This window comes from Parabacteroides chongii, assembly GCF_029581355.1.
In the GTDB taxonomy this organism is placed as follows: Bacteria; Bacteroidota; Bacteroidia; order Bacteroidales; family Tannerellaceae; genus Parabacteroides; species Parabacteroides chongii.
The window spans coordinates 3,064,677-3,083,150 of the sequence record NZ_CP120849.1 but is presented as its reverse complement, the minus strand read 5'-3'; the positions used below and the strand labels follow the sequence as shown (position 1 = coordinate 3,083,150).

Annotated in this window: 15 protein-coding genes; 4 read left to right on the top strand and 11 right to left on the bottom strand. The window is 43.6% G+C overall.

Translation table 11 applies throughout. The features are described from left to right. The first annotated feature begins 37 nt into the window (after window positions 1-37). From P3L47_RS11365 to P3L47_RS11350, 4 genes are all read left to right on the top strand, one after another. Window positions 38-859, top strand: coding sequence for a tetratricopeptide repeat protein (locus P3L47_RS11365; RefSeq protein ID WP_277780853.1), 822 nt, complete (start codon window positions 38-40; stop codon window positions 857-859). A gap of 757 nt (window positions 860-1,616) precedes the next feature. After that, entirely contained in the window at window positions 1,617-1,751 is a 135-nt protein-coding gene (locus tag P3L47_RS11360; RefSeq protein ID WP_255419276.1) for a hypothetical protein, read from the top strand. Between the two features lie 184 nt (window positions 1,752-1,935). After that, complete coding sequence (locus tag P3L47_RS11355) at window positions 1,936-2,253, top strand: hypothetical protein (RefSeq protein ID WP_122361094.1); 318 nt, start codon at window positions 1,936-1,938, stop codon at window positions 2,251-2,253. A 1-nt stretch (window position 2,254) separates the two neighbouring features. Then, on the top strand, window positions 2,255-2,533 hold the full coding sequence (locus P3L47_RS11350; RefSeq protein ID WP_277780852.1) for a Txe/YoeB family addiction module toxin: 279 nt from the start codon (window positions 2,255-2,257) through the stop codon (window positions 2,531-2,533). Between the two features lie 102 nt (window positions 2,534-2,635). Here P3L47_RS11350 and leuB read toward each other — a convergent pair whose 3' ends face one another. The 11 genes from leuB to P3L47_RS11295 all read right to left on the bottom strand — a co-directional run bounded on the left by leuB (window position 2,636) and on the right by P3L47_RS11295 (window position 18,458). Further along, window positions 2,636-3,706 (bottom strand): 3-isopropylmalate dehydrogenase, encoded by a 1,071-nt coding sequence (leuB, locus tag P3L47_RS11345; protein ID WP_277780851.1) that lies wholly within the window; start codon window positions 3,704-3,706, stop codon window positions 2,636-2,638. A 16-nt stretch (window positions 3,707-3,722) separates the two neighbouring features. Next, window positions 3,723-4,169, bottom strand: coding sequence for a methylglyoxal synthase (locus tag P3L47_RS11340; RefSeq protein WP_075556292.1), 447 nt, complete (start codon window positions 4,167-4,169; stop codon window positions 3,723-3,725). An 18-nt stretch (window positions 4,170-4,187) separates the two neighbouring features. Then, on the bottom strand, window positions 4,188-5,699 hold the full coding sequence (locus P3L47_RS11335) for an alpha-isopropylmalate synthase regulatory domain-containing protein (protein ID WP_075556291.1): 1,512 nt from the start codon (window positions 5,697-5,699) through the stop codon (window positions 4,188-4,190). Between the two features lie 58 nt (window positions 5,700-5,757). After that, window positions 5,758-6,156: a GxxExxY protein gene (locus tag P3L47_RS11330; RefSeq protein ID WP_277780850.1), complete on the bottom strand. Its 399-nt coding sequence runs from the start codon at window positions 6,154-6,156 to the stop codon at window positions 5,758-5,760. Window positions 6,157-6,179: 23 nt separating this feature from the next. Continuing rightward, window positions 6,180-6,767 carry a 3-isopropylmalate dehydratase small subunit gene (gene leuD / locus P3L47_RS11325; protein ID WP_277780849.1) on the bottom strand — a complete coding sequence of 196 codons (588 nt, stop codon included), beginning with the start codon at window positions 6,765-6,767 and terminating at the stop codon, window positions 6,180-6,182. A gap of 33 nt (window positions 6,768-6,800) precedes the next feature. After that, window positions 6,801-8,198, bottom strand: a complete 1,398-nt coding sequence (gene leuC / locus P3L47_RS11320; protein ID WP_122360858.1) for a 3-isopropylmalate dehydratase large subunit — start codon at window positions 8,196-8,198, stop codon at window positions 6,801-6,803. An 18-nt stretch (window positions 8,199-8,216) separates the two neighbouring features. Next, on the bottom strand, window positions 8,217-9,713 hold the full coding sequence (locus P3L47_RS11315; protein WP_122360859.1) for a 2-isopropylmalate synthase: 1,497 nt from the start codon (window positions 9,711-9,713) through the stop codon (window positions 8,217-8,219). Window positions 9,714-10,057: 344 nt separating this feature from the next. After that, window positions 10,058-11,221 carry a purple acid phosphatase family protein gene (locus tag P3L47_RS11310; RefSeq protein ID WP_277780848.1) on the bottom strand — a complete coding sequence of 388 codons (1,164 nt, stop codon included), beginning with the start codon at window positions 11,219-11,221 and terminating at the stop codon, window positions 10,058-10,060. Between the two features lie 142 nt (window positions 11,222-11,363). Continuing rightward, complete coding sequence (locus P3L47_RS11305) at window positions 11,364-13,022, bottom strand: RagB/SusD family nutrient uptake outer membrane protein (protein WP_122360861.1); 1,659 nt, start codon at window positions 13,020-13,022, stop codon at window positions 11,364-11,366. A gap of 12 nt (window positions 13,023-13,034) precedes the next feature. Next, window positions 13,035-16,361 carry a SusC/RagA family TonB-linked outer membrane protein gene (locus P3L47_RS11300; protein WP_277780847.1) on the bottom strand — a complete coding sequence of 1,109 codons (3,327 nt, stop codon included), beginning with the start codon at window positions 16,359-16,361 and terminating at the stop codon, window positions 13,035-13,037. A 504-nt stretch (window positions 16,362-16,865) separates the two neighbouring features. Next, window positions 16,866-18,458, bottom strand: a complete 1,593-nt coding sequence (locus P3L47_RS11295) for a RagB/SusD family nutrient uptake outer membrane protein (RefSeq protein ID WP_277780846.1) — start codon at window positions 18,456-18,458, stop codon at window positions 16,866-16,868. Between the last annotated feature and the right edge of the window lie 16 nt (window positions 18,459-18,474).

Sequence of the window (18,474 nt, the reverse complement as noted above, 5' to 3'; positions counted from 1 at the left end):
GCTTTGCGGCGATCAAATAACAGATAAAAACAACAGAATGAGATTACTACTGATATTCATCACTTTCATGCTGGCAACAGCCCCTATTTTCGCTCAGTCATATGAAGAATTGATCGACAAAAGTTACGATTTCCTGGAAAAGAAAGACCTGGTGTCGGCCGAAGAAAGTTTGCGGTCAGCCATGCGCAAGGAGCCGGGTAACCCGATGAATTATGCGTTGCTTACCAACCTGGGCAGCATACAACGCCGCCAGGGGAAACTGGAAGATGCCCTGCTGTCTTATACGGCTGCACTTAGCGGGCGCCCCAACAACCCGACGATCCTGGAAAACCGGGCTTCCCTCTATTCCGAACTGGGTGAAACGGAGAAAGCACTGAACGACTACAATGCGTTGCTGATCGTTGAACCGACAAACGAAGAGGCTCTTTACTGCCGCGGACTGATCTATATCCAAAAAAAGAACTATATGTGGGCGGAACAGGATTTCGACAAGATCATGGAGATCAACGAAAAGTCGGTACGCGCCCGTTTGGGACATGCCATCCTCGAAAAGATGCGTGGCAACTACGAAGAAAGCGAAAAGATTTTCAATTACCTGATCAGCCAGATGCCGCGCGACTGGGTTTTGTACGAAGGCCGTGCCGACGTTTACTTTATGATGGGTAAGAATGCCCGCGCTATGGCGGATATCAACAAGGTTTTTGTAGAAAGTACGCCTAGTGCTTCCTTATATATATTGCGCGGCAAAGTGAAGCTCGCCCAATACGAAAAGGAATCTGCCGCACAGGATTTCCTGAAAGCGCAGGAAATGGGATACGACCAGGCTGTTGTCGACGAGTTGATGAAGATGACGAAATAAACAAACCGTTTCTTAAGAAACTGTTTTGAATTTATCACTAAAGTTTCCCCCCCCTCTTTAAACGATATTTGAAGAGGGGTGTACTCCTTCAACACCGGCTCGCCCCGACGGGGCTCCTGGTTGCTATAATTATCCCATACTAGCAAATTTGAGCAATATACCTTTCAACCATTCACCTTTTACAGTCGCCCCTTGATTATTGACGGCTTACAGGTGAACAGTTGGGTGAACGGTTTCGTAAAAGGGTGAACGGTTGCCTCTAAACCGTTCACCTTCTTATAAAATAGTTGTCCTATCCGGCAGCCCAAAACTATCTTTGCACACGGTATCTTTTAGCATCAAACCTACTACCAACTAACCCGGTAGTTACGACTTACAAATCCTTACACCACCATCGTCAAGCTTTGCGACCAAGGTCGTTAAGGTTTGCGCCGTCGCTCAACAAGCTTAACGACGGAGGTCGCTAAGCTAAAAGATTATGACATCCGGCTTAGTCAGTCCGGACTTTCCACGTAGTGATCAATAACATACATGCTAAACATAAAGAGCCTTAAAAAGGCAGAGGTGAATGGTTTATGCCAACCGTTCACCTTTTTACGAAACCGTTCACCCCGACCATTCACCCATCATCCTTTAATTATCAAAGGAAATCACACAAAAGGTGAACGATGAACGGTTAAATGCCGTTTTACTAAGAGCCTGTTTATAGTAGAAAGTAATTGGCTTGCTAAAGGTGTAACGCAGACAAACCAATATCATGAAGAAAATAAACACGCTTAATGTAAAACAACTCCACACCGAAGAAGACTTTGGCTTCCTCCAACAAGTCAGTGCTGAAACTGCATATCTTCCCGGAGAAGAAAGGGAAGACGACAGGCCGGTGATTGAATGATCATCGCCCGGAAAAGTCAAAAGCCGGAATTAAAGAACGCGTAACCTGCATTCCTTAATTCCGGCTTTTTATATCAGCTTCAATTGGTTACGACCTATATCTTCACGATATATTCAGCCACCCGGCATATATACATTGTGTATATGATGTATATTTTATACCTTTGTGGAAAATACGAAAGATTATGGCAACAATGGCAATTGAAAAGAAAAGGAAAAATATAGATTTATCTGTGGACACTTTGAAAAAGCTGTCCATTATGGCTGCTTCACAGGGTAAAAGCGTAAAGGCTTTCATAGAAAACATTTTGGAAACCAAAGCAAATTCCCTGAGTGTAGAAGTTTCAACCAATCCGAGTCCAAGCGGTGACCCGTGGTTTGATGATCCTGAGAATATGGCCGAAGTGGAAAAACGGGTAAAAGCGCACAAAGAGGGAAAAGTTAAATCTACCGTAGTTTTACAATCTACAGAAGATATTACAAACTTCATAAACAGTCTATGAAATGGCATATATTATCGCATTTGAACCAAAAGCCATACAAGACATAGCTGAACTAAAAAAATCAGGGAATAAGGCTGTAATAACCAAAATTGAAAGATTGCTCCTAGAATTAAGAGAACACCCCACCACAGGAACGGGACAGGTTGAAGCTCTAAAAGGTAATCTGTCCGGTTTTTGGAGCAGAAGGATTGACAAATTTAATCGTTTGATCTATACCATAGAAGAAGAAAAAATAACTGTTACAGTTGTTTCAGCAAAAAATCATTATGGAGATAAATAAAGATGCGGCATAAGGTAACTGAAACCTGGAGCAATAAAAGCATACCAAACGAAACATCCGATGGAACGAAAGATGTTTTGCCCCACCGGATGTTGTAATCAGTTATTTCCTGGCGATATAGTCAGCAATCCAATCCCCTACTTCACTTGTCTTATAGGCTTTACCGTTTTCTGCGATATCTTCCGTTACCACGTTTGCTTCCATAGAGGCGGCAACAGCTTCACGGATCAAAGCACCTTCTTCCATCAGGTTGAAAGCATATTCGAACATCAGGGCGGCACTCAGGATAGTAGCCAACGGGTTTGCGATATTCTTTCCGGCAGCTTGCGGATAAGAACCGTGGATCGGTTCGAATACAGAAGTATGTACACCGATAGAGGCCGAAGGCAACATTCCGAGTGAACCTGTAATCACAGACGCTTCATCTGTCAGGATATCACCGAACATGTTTTCCGTCACCATCACATCGAAGCTCTTCGGCCACTGAACCAGGCGCATCGCCGCATTGTCCACGAACATATATTCGGTTTCCACATCCGGATATTCTTTTTCAATTTCCTGTGCAACCTGACGCCATAGGCGGGAAGTTGCCAATACGTTCGCCTTATCGACAACGGTTACTTTCTTGCGGCGTTTTTGTGCATACTGGTAAGCCAGGCGAACGATACGTTCGATCTCCTCGCGGGTATAAACACAAGTATCGTAAGCCGTGTTGCCATCTTCGCTTCTACCTTGCGGACGACCGAAATACATACCTCCTGTCAATTCGCGGATACACATAAAGTCTGCTCCTTCGATCAATTCGGCACGAAGTGGCGACTTATGCAATAACGAAGGGAATGTCGTCACCGGACGGATATTGGCAAAAAGTCCCAGCTTCTTACGCATACCCAGCAATCCCTGTTCGGGACGAACCTTGGCAGACGGGTTATTATCGTATTTCGGAGAACCGATCGCACCAAAATAAACGGCGTCGCTCTGCATACAGAGTTCGTGCGTTTCGTCCGGATACGGGTTGCCTGTTTCATCGATGGCAACGGCTCCTACTAAAGCATGTTTGTAACTTAATTCATGGCCATATTTCTCACATATAGCTTTTACGGCTTTCATGCCTTGTTCTACAATCTCGGGACCGATACCGTCGCCGGGAAGGACTGCGATGTTTAATTTCATATAAATAATTGTTCTTTTAGTCTCTTTTAAATAGCACATATTTGGGTTCCGTGGGGACATAACTGTCGTCATCCCACAGAGTGCTCGTAATCATCAGGTCTGCACTGTAACGGTTACAAGCGATGGGCACGTTATGAACACGGCACTGGCGAAGCAACATCTGGATGTCGGCTTCGTGAGGCTGCGGATTCAGGTCGTCGATCAGAAAGATCGCCAGATCCACTTCCTTGCGTACTACCATTGCTGCTATTTCGGCATCTCCGCCCAACGGACCGGAATGCATACAAGTAATTTCAGCACCTACGCCTTTCTCGTCGAAAGCGTTGCGTATCAGTCCACCGGTCGTTCCGGTACATACCAAATGATGATGAGAAAGGAATTCTGCATTGTGCACAGCCCATTCTACCATGTCTGCCTTACGGTTATCGTGCGCTACCAGCGCAATGGTCAATCTTTTGTTCATAACTAATACCTCCTATAATTATTGTTCGATCTTATTCAGCATCTTCAACGTTGCCTTGATGGCAGCTTCTGTCTGGTCGGCATCAAGGCCGCGGGTCTTGAAATCTACTCCGGCATAATTCCAACTGATGATCGTCTGCACGAATGCATCAGTACGACCGCCGGGAGGAATGGATACGGAATAGTTCGTCAACATCGGGAACGGGCGGCCGAGGTCTGAATAGATTCGGCGAAGGGCACGTACAAAAGCGTCGTACTGGCCGTCGCCGGAAGCTGATTCTTCGTAGGCTTCACCGTCGATCTCGATTTTCAGCGTAGCTACAGGCCTCAGTCCCTGTGCCAAAGATAAGGAATAATTTAATATACGGATACGTTGGTCTGTCATCGTATCATGGTGAAGGACATCACTGATGATATAAGGCAGATCTTCTGTTGTTACCATTTCTTTCTTATCACCTAACTCGATGATGCGCTCGGTGATCTTACGCATGGATTCATCGTCGACGTCTATTCCGAGCGATTCCAGGTTCATACGGATATTGGCTTTACCGGATGTTTTTCCGAGTGCATATTCGCGTACACGTCCGAAACGTTCGGGGATCAGGTCGTTGCAATACAGATTATTTTTGCTGTCGCCATCGGCATGTACACCGGCGCATTGTGTAAAGACATGCTCTCCGATGATCGGACGGTTCGGGGCAATATGAATACCGGAATAGGTTTCTACCAGACGGCTCGCGGCATTGATTTTTTCTTCTCTGACAGGAGTTTCCCCTCCCAGTTGATCTTTTATTACAGCGATCACACTGCTGAGCGGTGCGTTTCCTGCCCGTTCCCCCAAGCCGTTGATAGTGGTATGTATACCGTGTATTCCCGCCCGCACAGCCGAGTAGACATTAGCCACAGCCAGGTCGTAATCGTTATGGGCATGGAAATCAAAATGCAGGTCAGGATAACGATCCACCATCTGCTTACAGAAATCGTATGTATTTCCGGGATTCAGAATACCCAATGTATCAGGCAGCATAAAACGGCGGATGGGAAGGTCTTTCAACGCATCGACCAAGAGGAATACATAATCGGGAGAATTCTTGATCCCGTTCGACCAGTCTTCCAGATAAATATTTACATCAATACCTTTTTCGGTAGCCAGCGATACAACAGAACGGATATCTGCAATATGCTGTTCAGGCAATTTGCGGAGTTGTTCGGTTACGTGTTTATACGAACCTTTACAGAGTAGGTTTACCACACGGCAACCGGCCGATTCGATCCAGTTGAGCGAGGCGTCGCCATCTACAAAACCCAAGACTTCGAGCTTATGCAGATTTCCGGTACGTTCGGCCCAGGCAGCCACACGCTTCACGGCTTCGAACTCTCCGTCCGATACACGTGCCGAGGCTACCTCTACACGGTTCACTCCCAAATCGCTCAACAACATTTGTGCGATGCTGAGTTTTTCATGAGCCGCAAAGGAGACGCCCGATGTCTGTTCCCCGTCCCGAAGGGTTGTATCCATTATTTCTACCATAATATCATAGTTTCTATTAAGGAACGCAGACTACGCTGAAAACGCAGACTTACGCAGATTATTTATTTTTAAAGACTTTACGTTTTACTTGAGCATGTTCTCCAAAATTAAGCAGTAACCCTACTTCAATCCTTGTTGCTTTTAAATAGTTTATCAACTGGAATTCATGAGCCTGAGACAAAGTCTCCACACTTTTCAGTTCCAGTATTAAATGATTATTTATCAACATATCCGCCACATATTCTCCAACAATATGTCCCTCATAATAAACTTGTATAGGATATTGAACCTTACAATCCAATCCCAACCTCATCAGTTCATAATAAAGAGCATTCTGATAAACTCGTTCAAGAAACCCATATCCTAATGTACGGTAAACCTTATAAAACGCACCTATTATCTTATCAGTTTCCTCTTTAAATAAAAAATCTGCGTCAGTCTGCGTATTCTGCGTCATCTGCGTTCCCTATCTGTTATTACTTATCGCGAAGCCTCGTAGGTTTCTATTTTGGACTTATTAGCCAAGAGGTAATCGATATCGTCAAGACCGTTTACCAGACAGTCTTTCTTATATGCGTTGATGTCAAAGGATTCGCTTTTACCGGTTGCGTTGTTGGTTATCGTCTGCGAAGGGAGATCGATCGTCAGCGTCACCTTCGGATCAGCCTCGACAGATGCGAATATCTCTGCCAGGAACTCTGGAGAAACAACAACCGGAACAAGCCCGTTGTTCATCGAGTTGTTCTTGAAAATATCGGCGAAGAAACTGCTGACAACCGCACGGAAACCATATCCCGCAATCGCCCAGGCTGCGTGCTCACGGCTCGAACCGCTACCGAAGTTCTTTCCGGCTACCAGGATCTCGCCTTTATACGTATTCTGATTCAGTACAAAGTCCGGATTAGGGTTGCCCGCCTTGTCATAACGCCAGTCGCGGAAAAGATTATCGCCGAAGCCCTCGCGTGTGGTAGCTTTCAGGAAGCGGGCCGGGATGATCTGGTCTGTGTCTACATTTTCCAAAGGAAGAGGTACACAGGTGGATGTTACTATCGTGAATTTTTCTTTCATTTCGTTCTTTTGATTTTTCAGTTCGTAATCTTATTACATTAAATCTCTCGGATCGGTGATCTTTCCCGTTACTGCGGCAGCCGCTGCAACCAACGGACCGGCCAGGATGGTACGTGCACCTGGTCCCTGACGACCTTCGAAGTTACGGTTGGAAGTAGATACGGCATATTTACCGGCCGGAACCTTGTCTTCATTCATGGCCAGACAAGCAGAACAGCCCGGCTGACGCAATTCAAAACCGGCTTCTGTCAGAACCTTATCGATACCTTCCGCACGAATCTGACGTTCTACCTGCCAGCTACCGGGAACCAGCCATACAATCACATCGTCGGCCTTCTTCTTCCCTTTCACCAAAGAGGCGAAAGCACGGAAATCCTCGATACGTCCATTCGTACAACTTCCCAAGAATACGTAATCTATTTTCTTGCCTAATACAGGTTCACCGGCAGTAAAGCCCATATAGTCAAGCGATTTTTTATAAGAGATGCGACCAGCCTCGTCTACGCTTTCCATAGTCGGGATGCTTTCGCGGATACCCATGCCCATGCCCGGATTGGTTCCGTAAGTCACCATCGGATCGATGTCTTCAGCATGGAACACGATCTCTTTATCGAACTGAGCATCCGGATCGCTGTATAATTCACGCCATTCAGCCAGTTTCTTTTCCCACGCTTCGGCACGGGGAGCAAATTCACGGTCTTTCAGATAATCGAAAGTGACTTGGTCCGGAGCAATCATACCGCCACGGGCACCCATTTCAATAGACAGGTTACAGATGGTTAGACGCTCTTCCATCGTTGTATTGCGGATGGCTTCGCCGGCATATTCAACGAAATAACCCGTTGCACCTCCTGTTGTCATTTTACTGATGATATAAAGAGCAAAATCCTTTGCCGTCACGCCCGGTTTACGTTTTCCGTCGATGGTGATGCGCATCGTTTTCGGCTTACGCTGCATAATACACTGAGTAGCCAATGTCATTTCCACCTCGCTGGTACCGATACCGAAAGCGATGGCACCCATAGCGCCGTGGGTAGAAGTGTGGGAGTCGCCACAAACAATCGTCATGCCCGGCTGTGTCAGACCTGTTTCCGGACCTACCACATGGATGATACCGTTCTTCGGATGTTGTAATCCGTAATAAGTCAGATTGAAATCCTTAGCATTCTTTTCCAACGTATCTACCTGGTTCTTAGACACAGGGTCTTCGATCGGTTTCTCCTGATGCAATGTCGGAATATTATGGTCCGGCATACAAGTAATCTGTTCCGGACGGAATGGTTTCAGACCACGGGCACGTAACCCCGCAAATGCCTGCGGACTGGTTACTTCATGGCAGAACAGACGGTCGATATAAAACTGGATCGTTCCGTCGGGCAGTGTGTCCACCACATGTTTCTCCCAAATCTTCTCAAATAATGTCTTGCTCATTGCTAATTATGTATTATGTTATTTTACGAACTTATTGATTGCGTCGATAAAGGCTTCTACCGAAGCTGCGATAATATCGGTGTTGGCTGCAAAACCGTAATAGTTATTTCCATCGTATTCCACCTGCATGTGTACCTTACCCATGTCGTCGCTACCTTTATTAATAGCCTGAATGAGAAACTCCTGGATGGTCATCGTGCGATGGATAATAGATTTGACCGCTTTGATAGCAGCGTCTACCGGACCGTTACCGGAAGCGGCTGCCTCGAATTTTTCGCCTGCGATGTCCAGACACACGCTGGCAACAGACTGTAAACCGACACCGGAAGTCACTTGCAGGTAATCCAGTTTGATGCGATGTGTAGCTGTACGGTCTTTTCCTGCCAGCATCAATACATCGTCGTCGTTAATATCTTTCTTACGGTCGGCCAGTTTCAGGAACTCTCCATATACCTTATCCAGCTTTTCCTGGCTCAGTTCCACACCTAATACACTCAGACGATGTTTCAGGGCAGCACGTCCGCTACGGGCAGTCAGCACGATGGCGTTATCGTCGATGCCGACATCTTTCGGGTCGATGATTTCATAGCTTTCACGGTTCTTCAATACACCGTCCTGGTGGATACCGGAAGAGTGAGCGAACGCATTGCGTCCGACGATGGCTTTATTCGGCTGGATCGGCATATTCATCAGGCTGGAAACCGTACGGCTGATACCGTAGATTTTTGTGGTATTGATATTAGTTTCGATTCCACGTTCTTTGTGGCTGCGGAAGATCATGGCTACTTCTTCCAGGGAAGTATTTCCGGCACGTTCACCGATACCATTGATAGTAACTTCCACCTGGCGTGCTCCGTTCAGGACACCCTGCACGGTATTGGCAGTTGCCATACCCAGGTCATTATGACAGTGTGTAGAGATAATCGCATTCTGTATGCCGTCCACATGTTCCATCAGATATTTGATCTTCGCTCCGTATTCGTCCGGCAGGCAATAACCGGTTGTATCAGGGATATTGACCACTGTCGCTCCGGCTTTGATTACGGCTTCAACCACACGCGCCAAATAGGCGTTATCAGTACGTCCGGCATCTTCACAATAAAACTCGATATCTTCTACATATCTCTTTGCATATTTAGTAGCAGCGATGGCACGCTCCAGGATCTCGTCTTGATTAGAGTTAAATTTATAACGGATATGATAATCGGAAGTTCCGATACCTGTATGGATACGTCCGCGTTTAGCGAACTTCAATGCTTCGGCGGCAACATCGATATCTTTCTCGACAGCACGGGTCAACGCACAGATAGTTGGCCAGGTGACAGCTTTCGATATCTCAACAACACTATTGAAGTCCCCCGGGCTCGATACCGGAAATCCTGCTTCAATCACATCCACACCAAGTTCTTCTAATGCTCTGGCTACCTGAATCTTTTCAATACTGTTTAACTGGCAACCCGGAACTTGTTCACCATCTCTCAACGTGGTGTCGAAAATAAATAATCTGTCTGACATAATCTTATACTCTTAAATTTGTTTATATTCTTGTTTGTATCCATAAAAAAAGCCCTTCTCACAAGGAAGTGAGAAAGGCTCTTTAATATCTTCATGCATCAGAAAAGCACGTACAGTCTCACTTCCTATCCCGTTCCCAGAGTAGAATAATGTTTAGAGAAATAATGAGACTATTTGCTATGTTCTGTTTCATTGTCTTTTCTTATTTAACGCTGCAAAGATACAGCCTTTTTCCAAACCACCAAATATAAAACGATATTTTTTATACGCTTTTTCTTATAAACTGAAAGAGGAAATACAATTGAATCTATAATTCATTAGTTCAAGAATGATAAAATGTACCGTCATTTGGCTATCGTCAGCTTGTCGATCTCCTTCCCTTCCGTATCCAGTATTTTTATGTTCAACGCCCTGGAATCAGCTTCCGCCTTCAATACGGTATTATTGGAATTTACAATAATTGGAAACCGAACGCCCTCTTTCGCATCATTCCGTATATAACGGTGAAGATGAGCACAAAGCATAATATCGACACCTGCATTATTCAGTAATGGCATAAACTTTTCAGCCACTTCCTCATTGCCATGCCATCCGCCAAAAGGAGGAATATGACAAACAACCACTTTGAATGGTGCTTCCTTATATTCTTTGCTTTCAAGTACGCCTTTCAGCCATTCAGCCTGTTCCGTACGATATTGGTCATAGACAGTTATTCCGGCATACTCCAAGTCCGAATCCGGCTTATCTTCACCACTATCCAAAATAACGAAACAGACAGGTCCCTGGCGAAACATATAATAGATATGTTCCTGCTTGGGAGAAAAATAATCCTGGAAAGCCGTAGCGAAAGATCCGCGTGTTTCATGATTACCACGGGTATAATACATCGGTATTTCAGAAGCAAAAAGCTCCGTTGCCTTATCCATAAAGCCTTCGAATATTTCTTTTTCACTATTGAAGATAGATACCATATCTCCATTGAACAGGAACATATCGGTTGTTTTCAGGTCACAATGTGATACAAGCTTTTCCAAAAGATCACTCTTGCCGTGAATATCATTGACCATCGCAAAGTTCACCGCTTGCCTGCCATGATCACTGGTTTGAAACTCTAATGGTTGTTTCCCGTAAACAGAGGTGGCAGCCACATTCCCATATATCACCCGCCAACCGACATGGCTCAGGACTTCCTGTGAATATACCCGATACCGATAACATGTACCCGCCTTCAATCCTTTCAGATGAACCGCATGAACGGTAGATGTCTGCTTTATTCCGTTCTTTGCATTGAAGAACTTCGGACGCTCCGTCTGATAAAAATGTGTCCCGTCATCCGGTGCCAGTTCCACCCAACCTACCGATGGTTTATTGACCGTCCAAACGATTGTCACTTCATTCTCACCCAAATTTTGCAGATAAGGAGCATGGGTGATTTGGATGTCATCCTGTGAAAAGGCAGGAAGAGTAGTCAATAATAAAAAGAGAAAGAAAAGATTGATCTTGTTCATGGTATTATTTTAAGTTATTAATGATTTGAATTTTACAAAGATATTCAGTTCATCGCTCCTTTACAAGAAAATAAGTAGTATAAAAAAAGAGGCATATCCATCGCGGACACGCCTCTCGTCTTTACTTACTATAATTTACAAATTAATTTCCCTTGAACGGATTCTGTTCAGATTCACTGATAACAGTATTCTGTGTAAATTCCAATTGTGGAATCTGATACAGGAAGCGGTAATCATTAGACGGCAAATAACCGTAAGGAGCTTTATCGGTCGGATTATAGTTATCCAGGAAATTCAAGCCCAAAGAGAAATGGCCTGCCGGATCTTCCGTGGTTGCAGCATAACGATAAAGCGGTTTCTGCAAACGCATCAAATCATACATACCTGTTACACCTTCTCCTAATAATTCCTTACGACGTTCTACATAAATAGCTTCCAAAAGTGCATCTTTATCAGCTGCCGTGGTCGGTTTAGCCACTTCACGAGCGTTTTGCAACGTATTCAGATGAGACAAAGCTGCTCCCAGGTTGTTCAGGTTAGCTTCAGCTTCCGCCATGATCAATAACATTTCAGCACTACGCATGTAGCAAAATTCAGGATAGGTATGTCCCTGAGGAGAACCATTGGCATCACCATAATATTTGAATTTGTTATATGCCCATTTAGCCCTTGTTTCCTCATTACCATTAGCAGTACGATGCCAGAACATAACGGGTTTCACATCAGCATCTGTCACACCTTCTGTTTTAGTACATTTACTGCCACGGAAATCAGTATCGTCAAACAATTGTACATACCTGGAATCAACAAATAAGTTGATGAAGCTATAAATCGGACCATCGGTCATACCTTCACCATAACTCGGATCCTGATTATACCAATAGTTAAACTCTGTATTGGAACTAATATTAGATAAGTTTGTAAACTTAATTCCCCAGATAACTTCCTTACATCCGTCTGAGATTAGATTATCAAATCCACTGCACCATTCTGTTTTGGTCATCAATGAAGAATGATTGTCATACAACTTCTTTGCCTCCGTCAGTGCATTATTCCAGTCACCCATCACCTGATATACACGAGCCAGATAACCGGCAGCAACTTCAGCATTCACACGCCATTCTTCAATACGTTCAAAAGAAGCCAGCAGAGATTCTGCTTCTTTAAGATCCTTGATCACCTGCTGATAACCTTGCTCTACAGTAGAAAAAGGCATGGAATCAGGATCCTCAGAAGACAAACGAAGAATAACACCACGTTTATCTTTAGCAATAGCATAAGTCTGCTGGTAATTCAAAAGCAGATTGAAATAAGCGATACCACGCATAGCCAGGCACTGTCCTTTCAATTCAGCTTTCTCCTCTTCAGTACCTGTTGCTTCGGGAAGTGCATCAATAATGACATTTACCTGGTTGATAATCTTATACATATTTGTCCAGATACGTTTTGCATAGTCACCCGCAGATTGTGTACGACCTTCGCTAAAACGATAGTGATCTTCTACCGAACCACCGTAATTCTTTGTACTCAGGATATCTGCACCCAGCAAATCATATCCCATGCACAGCCCGGTAACACCGGCATAACAAGCATCGTTCTGACTGCCGGCACCTGATTCACCTAATAATAAATATTTATAAGTACCGGTCAACGACATATTCAATCCCGTCGTACTGGACAGGATGGTCGATTCATCTACATCCGTTGATGAATTGGTAGTCAACTCCCCCGTACAATTGCTCAGAGAGATCGCCAATAAAGCAATTGCTGTAAATTTAAATGTTCTATATAATCTTTTCATACTTCGACTTAATTAAAATGTTACCTGAATACCTGCCATATAAACTCTTCTTGATCCCTGAACACCATTATCGGTTTCGGTATTACCATTGTAGTTGTTACCTAACACACCGGTTTCCGGTTCGCTGTGACGTTTAGCAGCCGGTCCGAATGTACACAGATTGTCACCTGTCAGGTAAACACGGGCATTGGCAATACCCAGTTTCTGAGTCAACATTTTCGGAATCGTATAGCCCAATGTAACGTTTCTCAAACGCAGGAAGTCGTTATTGAACAAGAAGAAATCCGTACGTTTCACATTCAAGCTGGCATTTGCGGAAGACAGACGGGAGAACTCAGCCTGATCACCCGGTTTTTCCCAACGTTTTCCTTCCACCAGGTCCTGAATCATACCTACACCATCCAAACCTGCTGTACGTTCCAACCAGGTATAATCGTACATAGTAGCTCCAAACGAAGCATAGAACATGAATGACAAGTCAAATCCTTTATAATTAAATGTATTGGTAATAGATCCGAAAGCAGTCGGGATAGCTGATCCGCACCATTGGTAATCATTCATGGTCACATCCGAATAGTTTTCAGTTGTTTTCCATCCGCCATTACCATCCTTGATCAGATAAAGACGATTACCATTGTCCGGATTTACGCCGGCATGTTTCGGCATGTAGAATTCATACAATGAATGTCCTTCTTCCAGTTTATAGGTTGCACCACGGTTTGCATAAGTGTAAGCACCGCCAGGCAAATAAGTTACTTCATTGTCCAAAGTAGAGAAGTTTAAGTCGATATTCCACTGGAACTCCTTATTCTTAATAGCGGCAGCACTTAAAGTAATTTCAAAACCACTGTTACGGACATTACCTAAGTTCGTATTGTAACCGGCAGCATCCCCAACCTGTGCTGACAACGGCAGGTCACGATAATACAACAAATCTTTTGAACTGCGTGAATAATATTCGATTGTTCCACTCAGACGATTCAGGAAAGAAAAGTCTACTGCAATGTTATATTGTTCGTTTCGTTCCCACTTCAGGTTTGGAGTGGCAATAGTCATCGGCTTGTAACCAGCTGCACCAAACAGATTTTCTTTTGTATAATAAGCCTGGTAAGCATACAGTATTTCATCTCCAGCCTGTCCGTTACCTGCATTACGAGGATATAACTTATCATTACCCGACGTACCATAGCTACCACGAAGAGAGAGGTTATCCAGCCAACTGCTTGTATTTTCCATAAATTCTTCTTTAGAGATTCTCCAGGATGCACCTACAGAGAAGAAGTTACCCCAGCGGCTCTCTTTGCTGAAACGGGAAGATCCGTCACGACGGAAAGAAGCCGACAAGTAATATTTGTTCTGGAAATTATAATCCGCCTTACCAAAGAACGACAGCAAAGAATAACGATTGCGCCAGGAGTTAATTTCCCAGTTGCTAGTTGTTGAAGCCGTTTCAAATTGACCTATCTGCATGATGCCTTCACCATAACTATAGTCATACTGTTGGTTATAGTGATAAAACTCATGACCTAACATAAGATCCAGATTATGTTCACCAAAAGATTTATTCCAGGTCAGCAAGTTATTCCAGGTTACAGACTGAGTCTTGTAATTAGTACGGGAAGCCCAACCTCCATTTGTAAGCACCGTAACACCGTACGGCTGCTGTTGTCCTTGTCCGTGAACAGCCGAACCATATTGATATTGCGTTTCCGTAATATCATCCAGGTTTACATTCGTCTTGAATTTTATATCGAAGGGCAGATTCAGACCTGCAAAATAGTGGGCTGTCAACATGCCACCTTCTTTATTATTGAAATCATCATCGTTGGGATTATTCCAATAGTCACCAGAATTAGCCAAACAATGGATTCCAAAGAAATTCATTGAATTTTCACCAAAATCATAGATACGCTTTCCGGTCTTCTGAGAAGTATACCAAGCCGTATTATCTTCGTTACGCAACCAAGGAGAGTTCAATGTGTTAGAATACACCGTAGCACGAGTCGCACCGGAGATATTCTGACGTGAATAGCTATAAGCCAGGCTTCCACCCATATTCAACCAGTTTGTCAGCTCGGTAGTGACACTGGCACGGAATGAATAACGTTTATAATATTGGTTATTAGCATACCCCTTATCATTCAAATAAGATAAAGAAGTGAAATAATTGGTTTTGCCATCTTGTGTAGCACCACTGACATCAATACCGTAATCCTGACGCAATTTTCGTGAGAACAAAGCACCATACCAGTCATAATCGCTTTCATCCCACACCATTTCCAGGTCCGGATTAGTCCAGCAATTACCTTCACCGTCATGTAAAACATAATTGGAAGCATCGCCTGTCCATTTAAACGGAGTGACATATACAGTTTCTCCCTTTGAGTTTACACGCGGATTGACAGCACGTGACAATAGATTAGCAGAAGCATAATCACCGGCCGTCTTTGAATCCAGACCTTCTACATAGTGTTTGTCATTATAAATACCACGCCACAAATTGGTTAATTGCTGGTAGGGATCTGCCTTTTTAGGATTTGCTACCGCATTGTCGGAAGTACCCCAGGCTCCACGGAAATTTATAACCGGCTTACCGACTTTACCCTTTTTAGTTGTAATAACCACGACTCCGTTTGCTGCACGTGAACCGTACAGTGAAGAAGCGGCAGCATCCTTCAAAACAGTCATTGACTCAATGTCTGAAGGTGAAATAGAATTTATACTACCGTCATAAGGCATACCATCCACCACATATAACGGAGTTGTCTTACCTGACATAGAACTGATACCACGGATTTGGATACGAGTTTCGCCACCCGGGTTACCCTCATTATTAGAAACATTTACACCGGCACTCATACCTTGCAAAGCTTCTGTAAAACTAGTTGCAGAAATCTTTTCCAATTGATCAGACTTAACAACAGATGCAGAACCTGTAAAAGAAGACTTCTTCGTCGTACCATACGCAACAACTACAACCTCATCAAGATCCTGTGTGTCGCTAAGCAATTTTACTTTTATCGAACTTTGTCCGTTCCATGTAATTTCCTGTGTCTGTAATCCGACAAATGAAATGACAAGAACATTCCCTTTTTGTACACCGTCCAACTCAAATTTACCATCCATATCGGTAATAGTACCGTTGGAAGTCCCCTTAATAGAGATAGAAGCACCTGCTACCGGTCCCATTTCGTCTTCAACAAAACCTGCAACTTTGCTCTTCTGTTGTGTGATCGTAGCACCTAGTGAGGTCGGAATCACTGATGCCTCAATAGTCCCCACTGTACCAAATACAGTAGCCAGCACTAAGGTCTTAACCAGTTTCGAATTTGTCAACATAAGCTAAATTTTACAATTAAATAATTAAGTCTTTCTAACCACAAGAAAAATACACTTCAAATAGTATTTATCAGATGCATTTAAACATTGTCACATTGAATATTTTGACCATACCAAAAGTTTATCGAAACTAGAATTTAGTTTTGTTCTTTTTTTATGTAATGCCATAGTCTCTATAGAACTCACTACTTATTTCTCTGATATTGATTTTGCCTCGTTAAATTCCTTGTTTTTGAAGGGGACTATAAAAAAGTTTTTTAGACGACTTGGGGTATATGTATCTGAAAATAAGAATTATAGGCTTTGTTTACTAAATACTCCTTTTTTCAATCTATTGATCTAATATTTGTAAACGATAACATTTTAACAGTATATTTAAATCCAAATTAAATAATATTACTATATTTGACCGCGAAATAACAAGAGTTCTATAGAGACTATGGTATTTTCAACACAAAAAAAGGAGCTCCTAAAAGCTCCTTCTATTATAATATGAATGAATTTTTACTGCCCGCTCCAAGGATTCTGATCAGCCTCTGAGATTGCATCATTATTAAGGATTTCCATTTGAGGAATTTGGCAGAAGAAACGGTAATCATTCGATTCAAGAATTCCCACAGGTTGAGGATCGCTGACATTATATCCATTCAGATATTGCATACCCCACACATAATGTCCGGCAGGATTTGTTGCCGTTTCGCCATAACGAATCAATCGCTTCTGCAAACGAACCAGATCATAAAAACCAGCCTGTCCTTCACAGATCAGCTCTTTACGCCGTTCTTTGTAGATATCTTCCAATAATGCATCCCCACCTCCGTTGGTTGTCGGAGTCGCATTACGTGCTACCTGCAAACGATTCAATAAAGTCAGAGCCTCTCCTGTACTTCCTTTCTGAGCTGCAGCCTCCGCCATAATCAACAGCATTTCAGCACCACGCATCAGGCACACTTCAGGACGGGTAGCACTTTGGATCACACTCCCACCATCTTCTCCGTAATGTTTATACTTGTCGAAAGCCCATTTTGTATTGATTTCCTTGTTCGCATTCCTTGTACGTTTCCAAAACTGATACCGGTCTTCTTTTTCCTCAAACAGTTTTACAAACTGCTCATCCACAAAGTAATCCAGGAAAGAATAGATCGGACCATCCGCATAGCCTTCGCCATAACTTTCATCTTGATTATACCAAAAGTTAAACTGCGTACTACCACCCAGGTTGTTATCGGCTGTATACTTCATCGCCCAAACCACTTCCGGATAATTGCCGCTGATCATATCGTCGAATCCCGAACGGTACTGTTCGCGCGTCATCAACTGGCTATGGTTGTCATAAACGATCTTCGCTTCGTTGTAAGCCCCTTCCCAGTTCTGCATCACCAGATATACACGGGCCAGGATACCGGAACAAATCTCCGAATTAATTAACCATAAGTCTGTCGGATGATAATCAGCGAGCAACGACTTTGCAGTGGTAAGGTCGGATACAATCTGCGTATATATTTCCTCCACCGTTGAAAAGCCTTTATGAGCTTCATCGTTGGAAGAGGTACGCAAAATCACACCCCGTTTATTTTTTGCAATAACATACGTTTGCTGATAATTCTGTATCAGATGGAAGTATTGAATTCCACGCATAGCCAATGCCTGCCCTTTGATATGTTTCTTTTGCGTTTCATCTCCGCTGGCATTATCCACATTGGTCAGGATAATGTTGGCACGGTTGATCACGTTATAGCACATCGACCATATCTTGGATGCATTTCCATCCGCCTGCGTCTTTGAGTTCGAATACTGATAAGCCGTTACCTGGTCGCCACCCATATTGGTATGGCTCACGATATCCGCACCGCCTGCATCGACATACATTTGGAAGCCCGGCAGCCCGGCATACACACGATCGCCTTTATCCGTATTAAAATACAACTGTTTATAAGCCGAAGTCAAGACTTTTTCCAGCTGGGATATATTTTCGAGCACATCCGTATCATTCACTTTCACATACGAACTGGTTGTCAGATCGTCATCACATCCTGTTAGAATAAAACCTACAAGAGCGAGGGACAGGAAGGATATGTTTATAAATAATCTTTTCATAAATATCTTTTTTGCA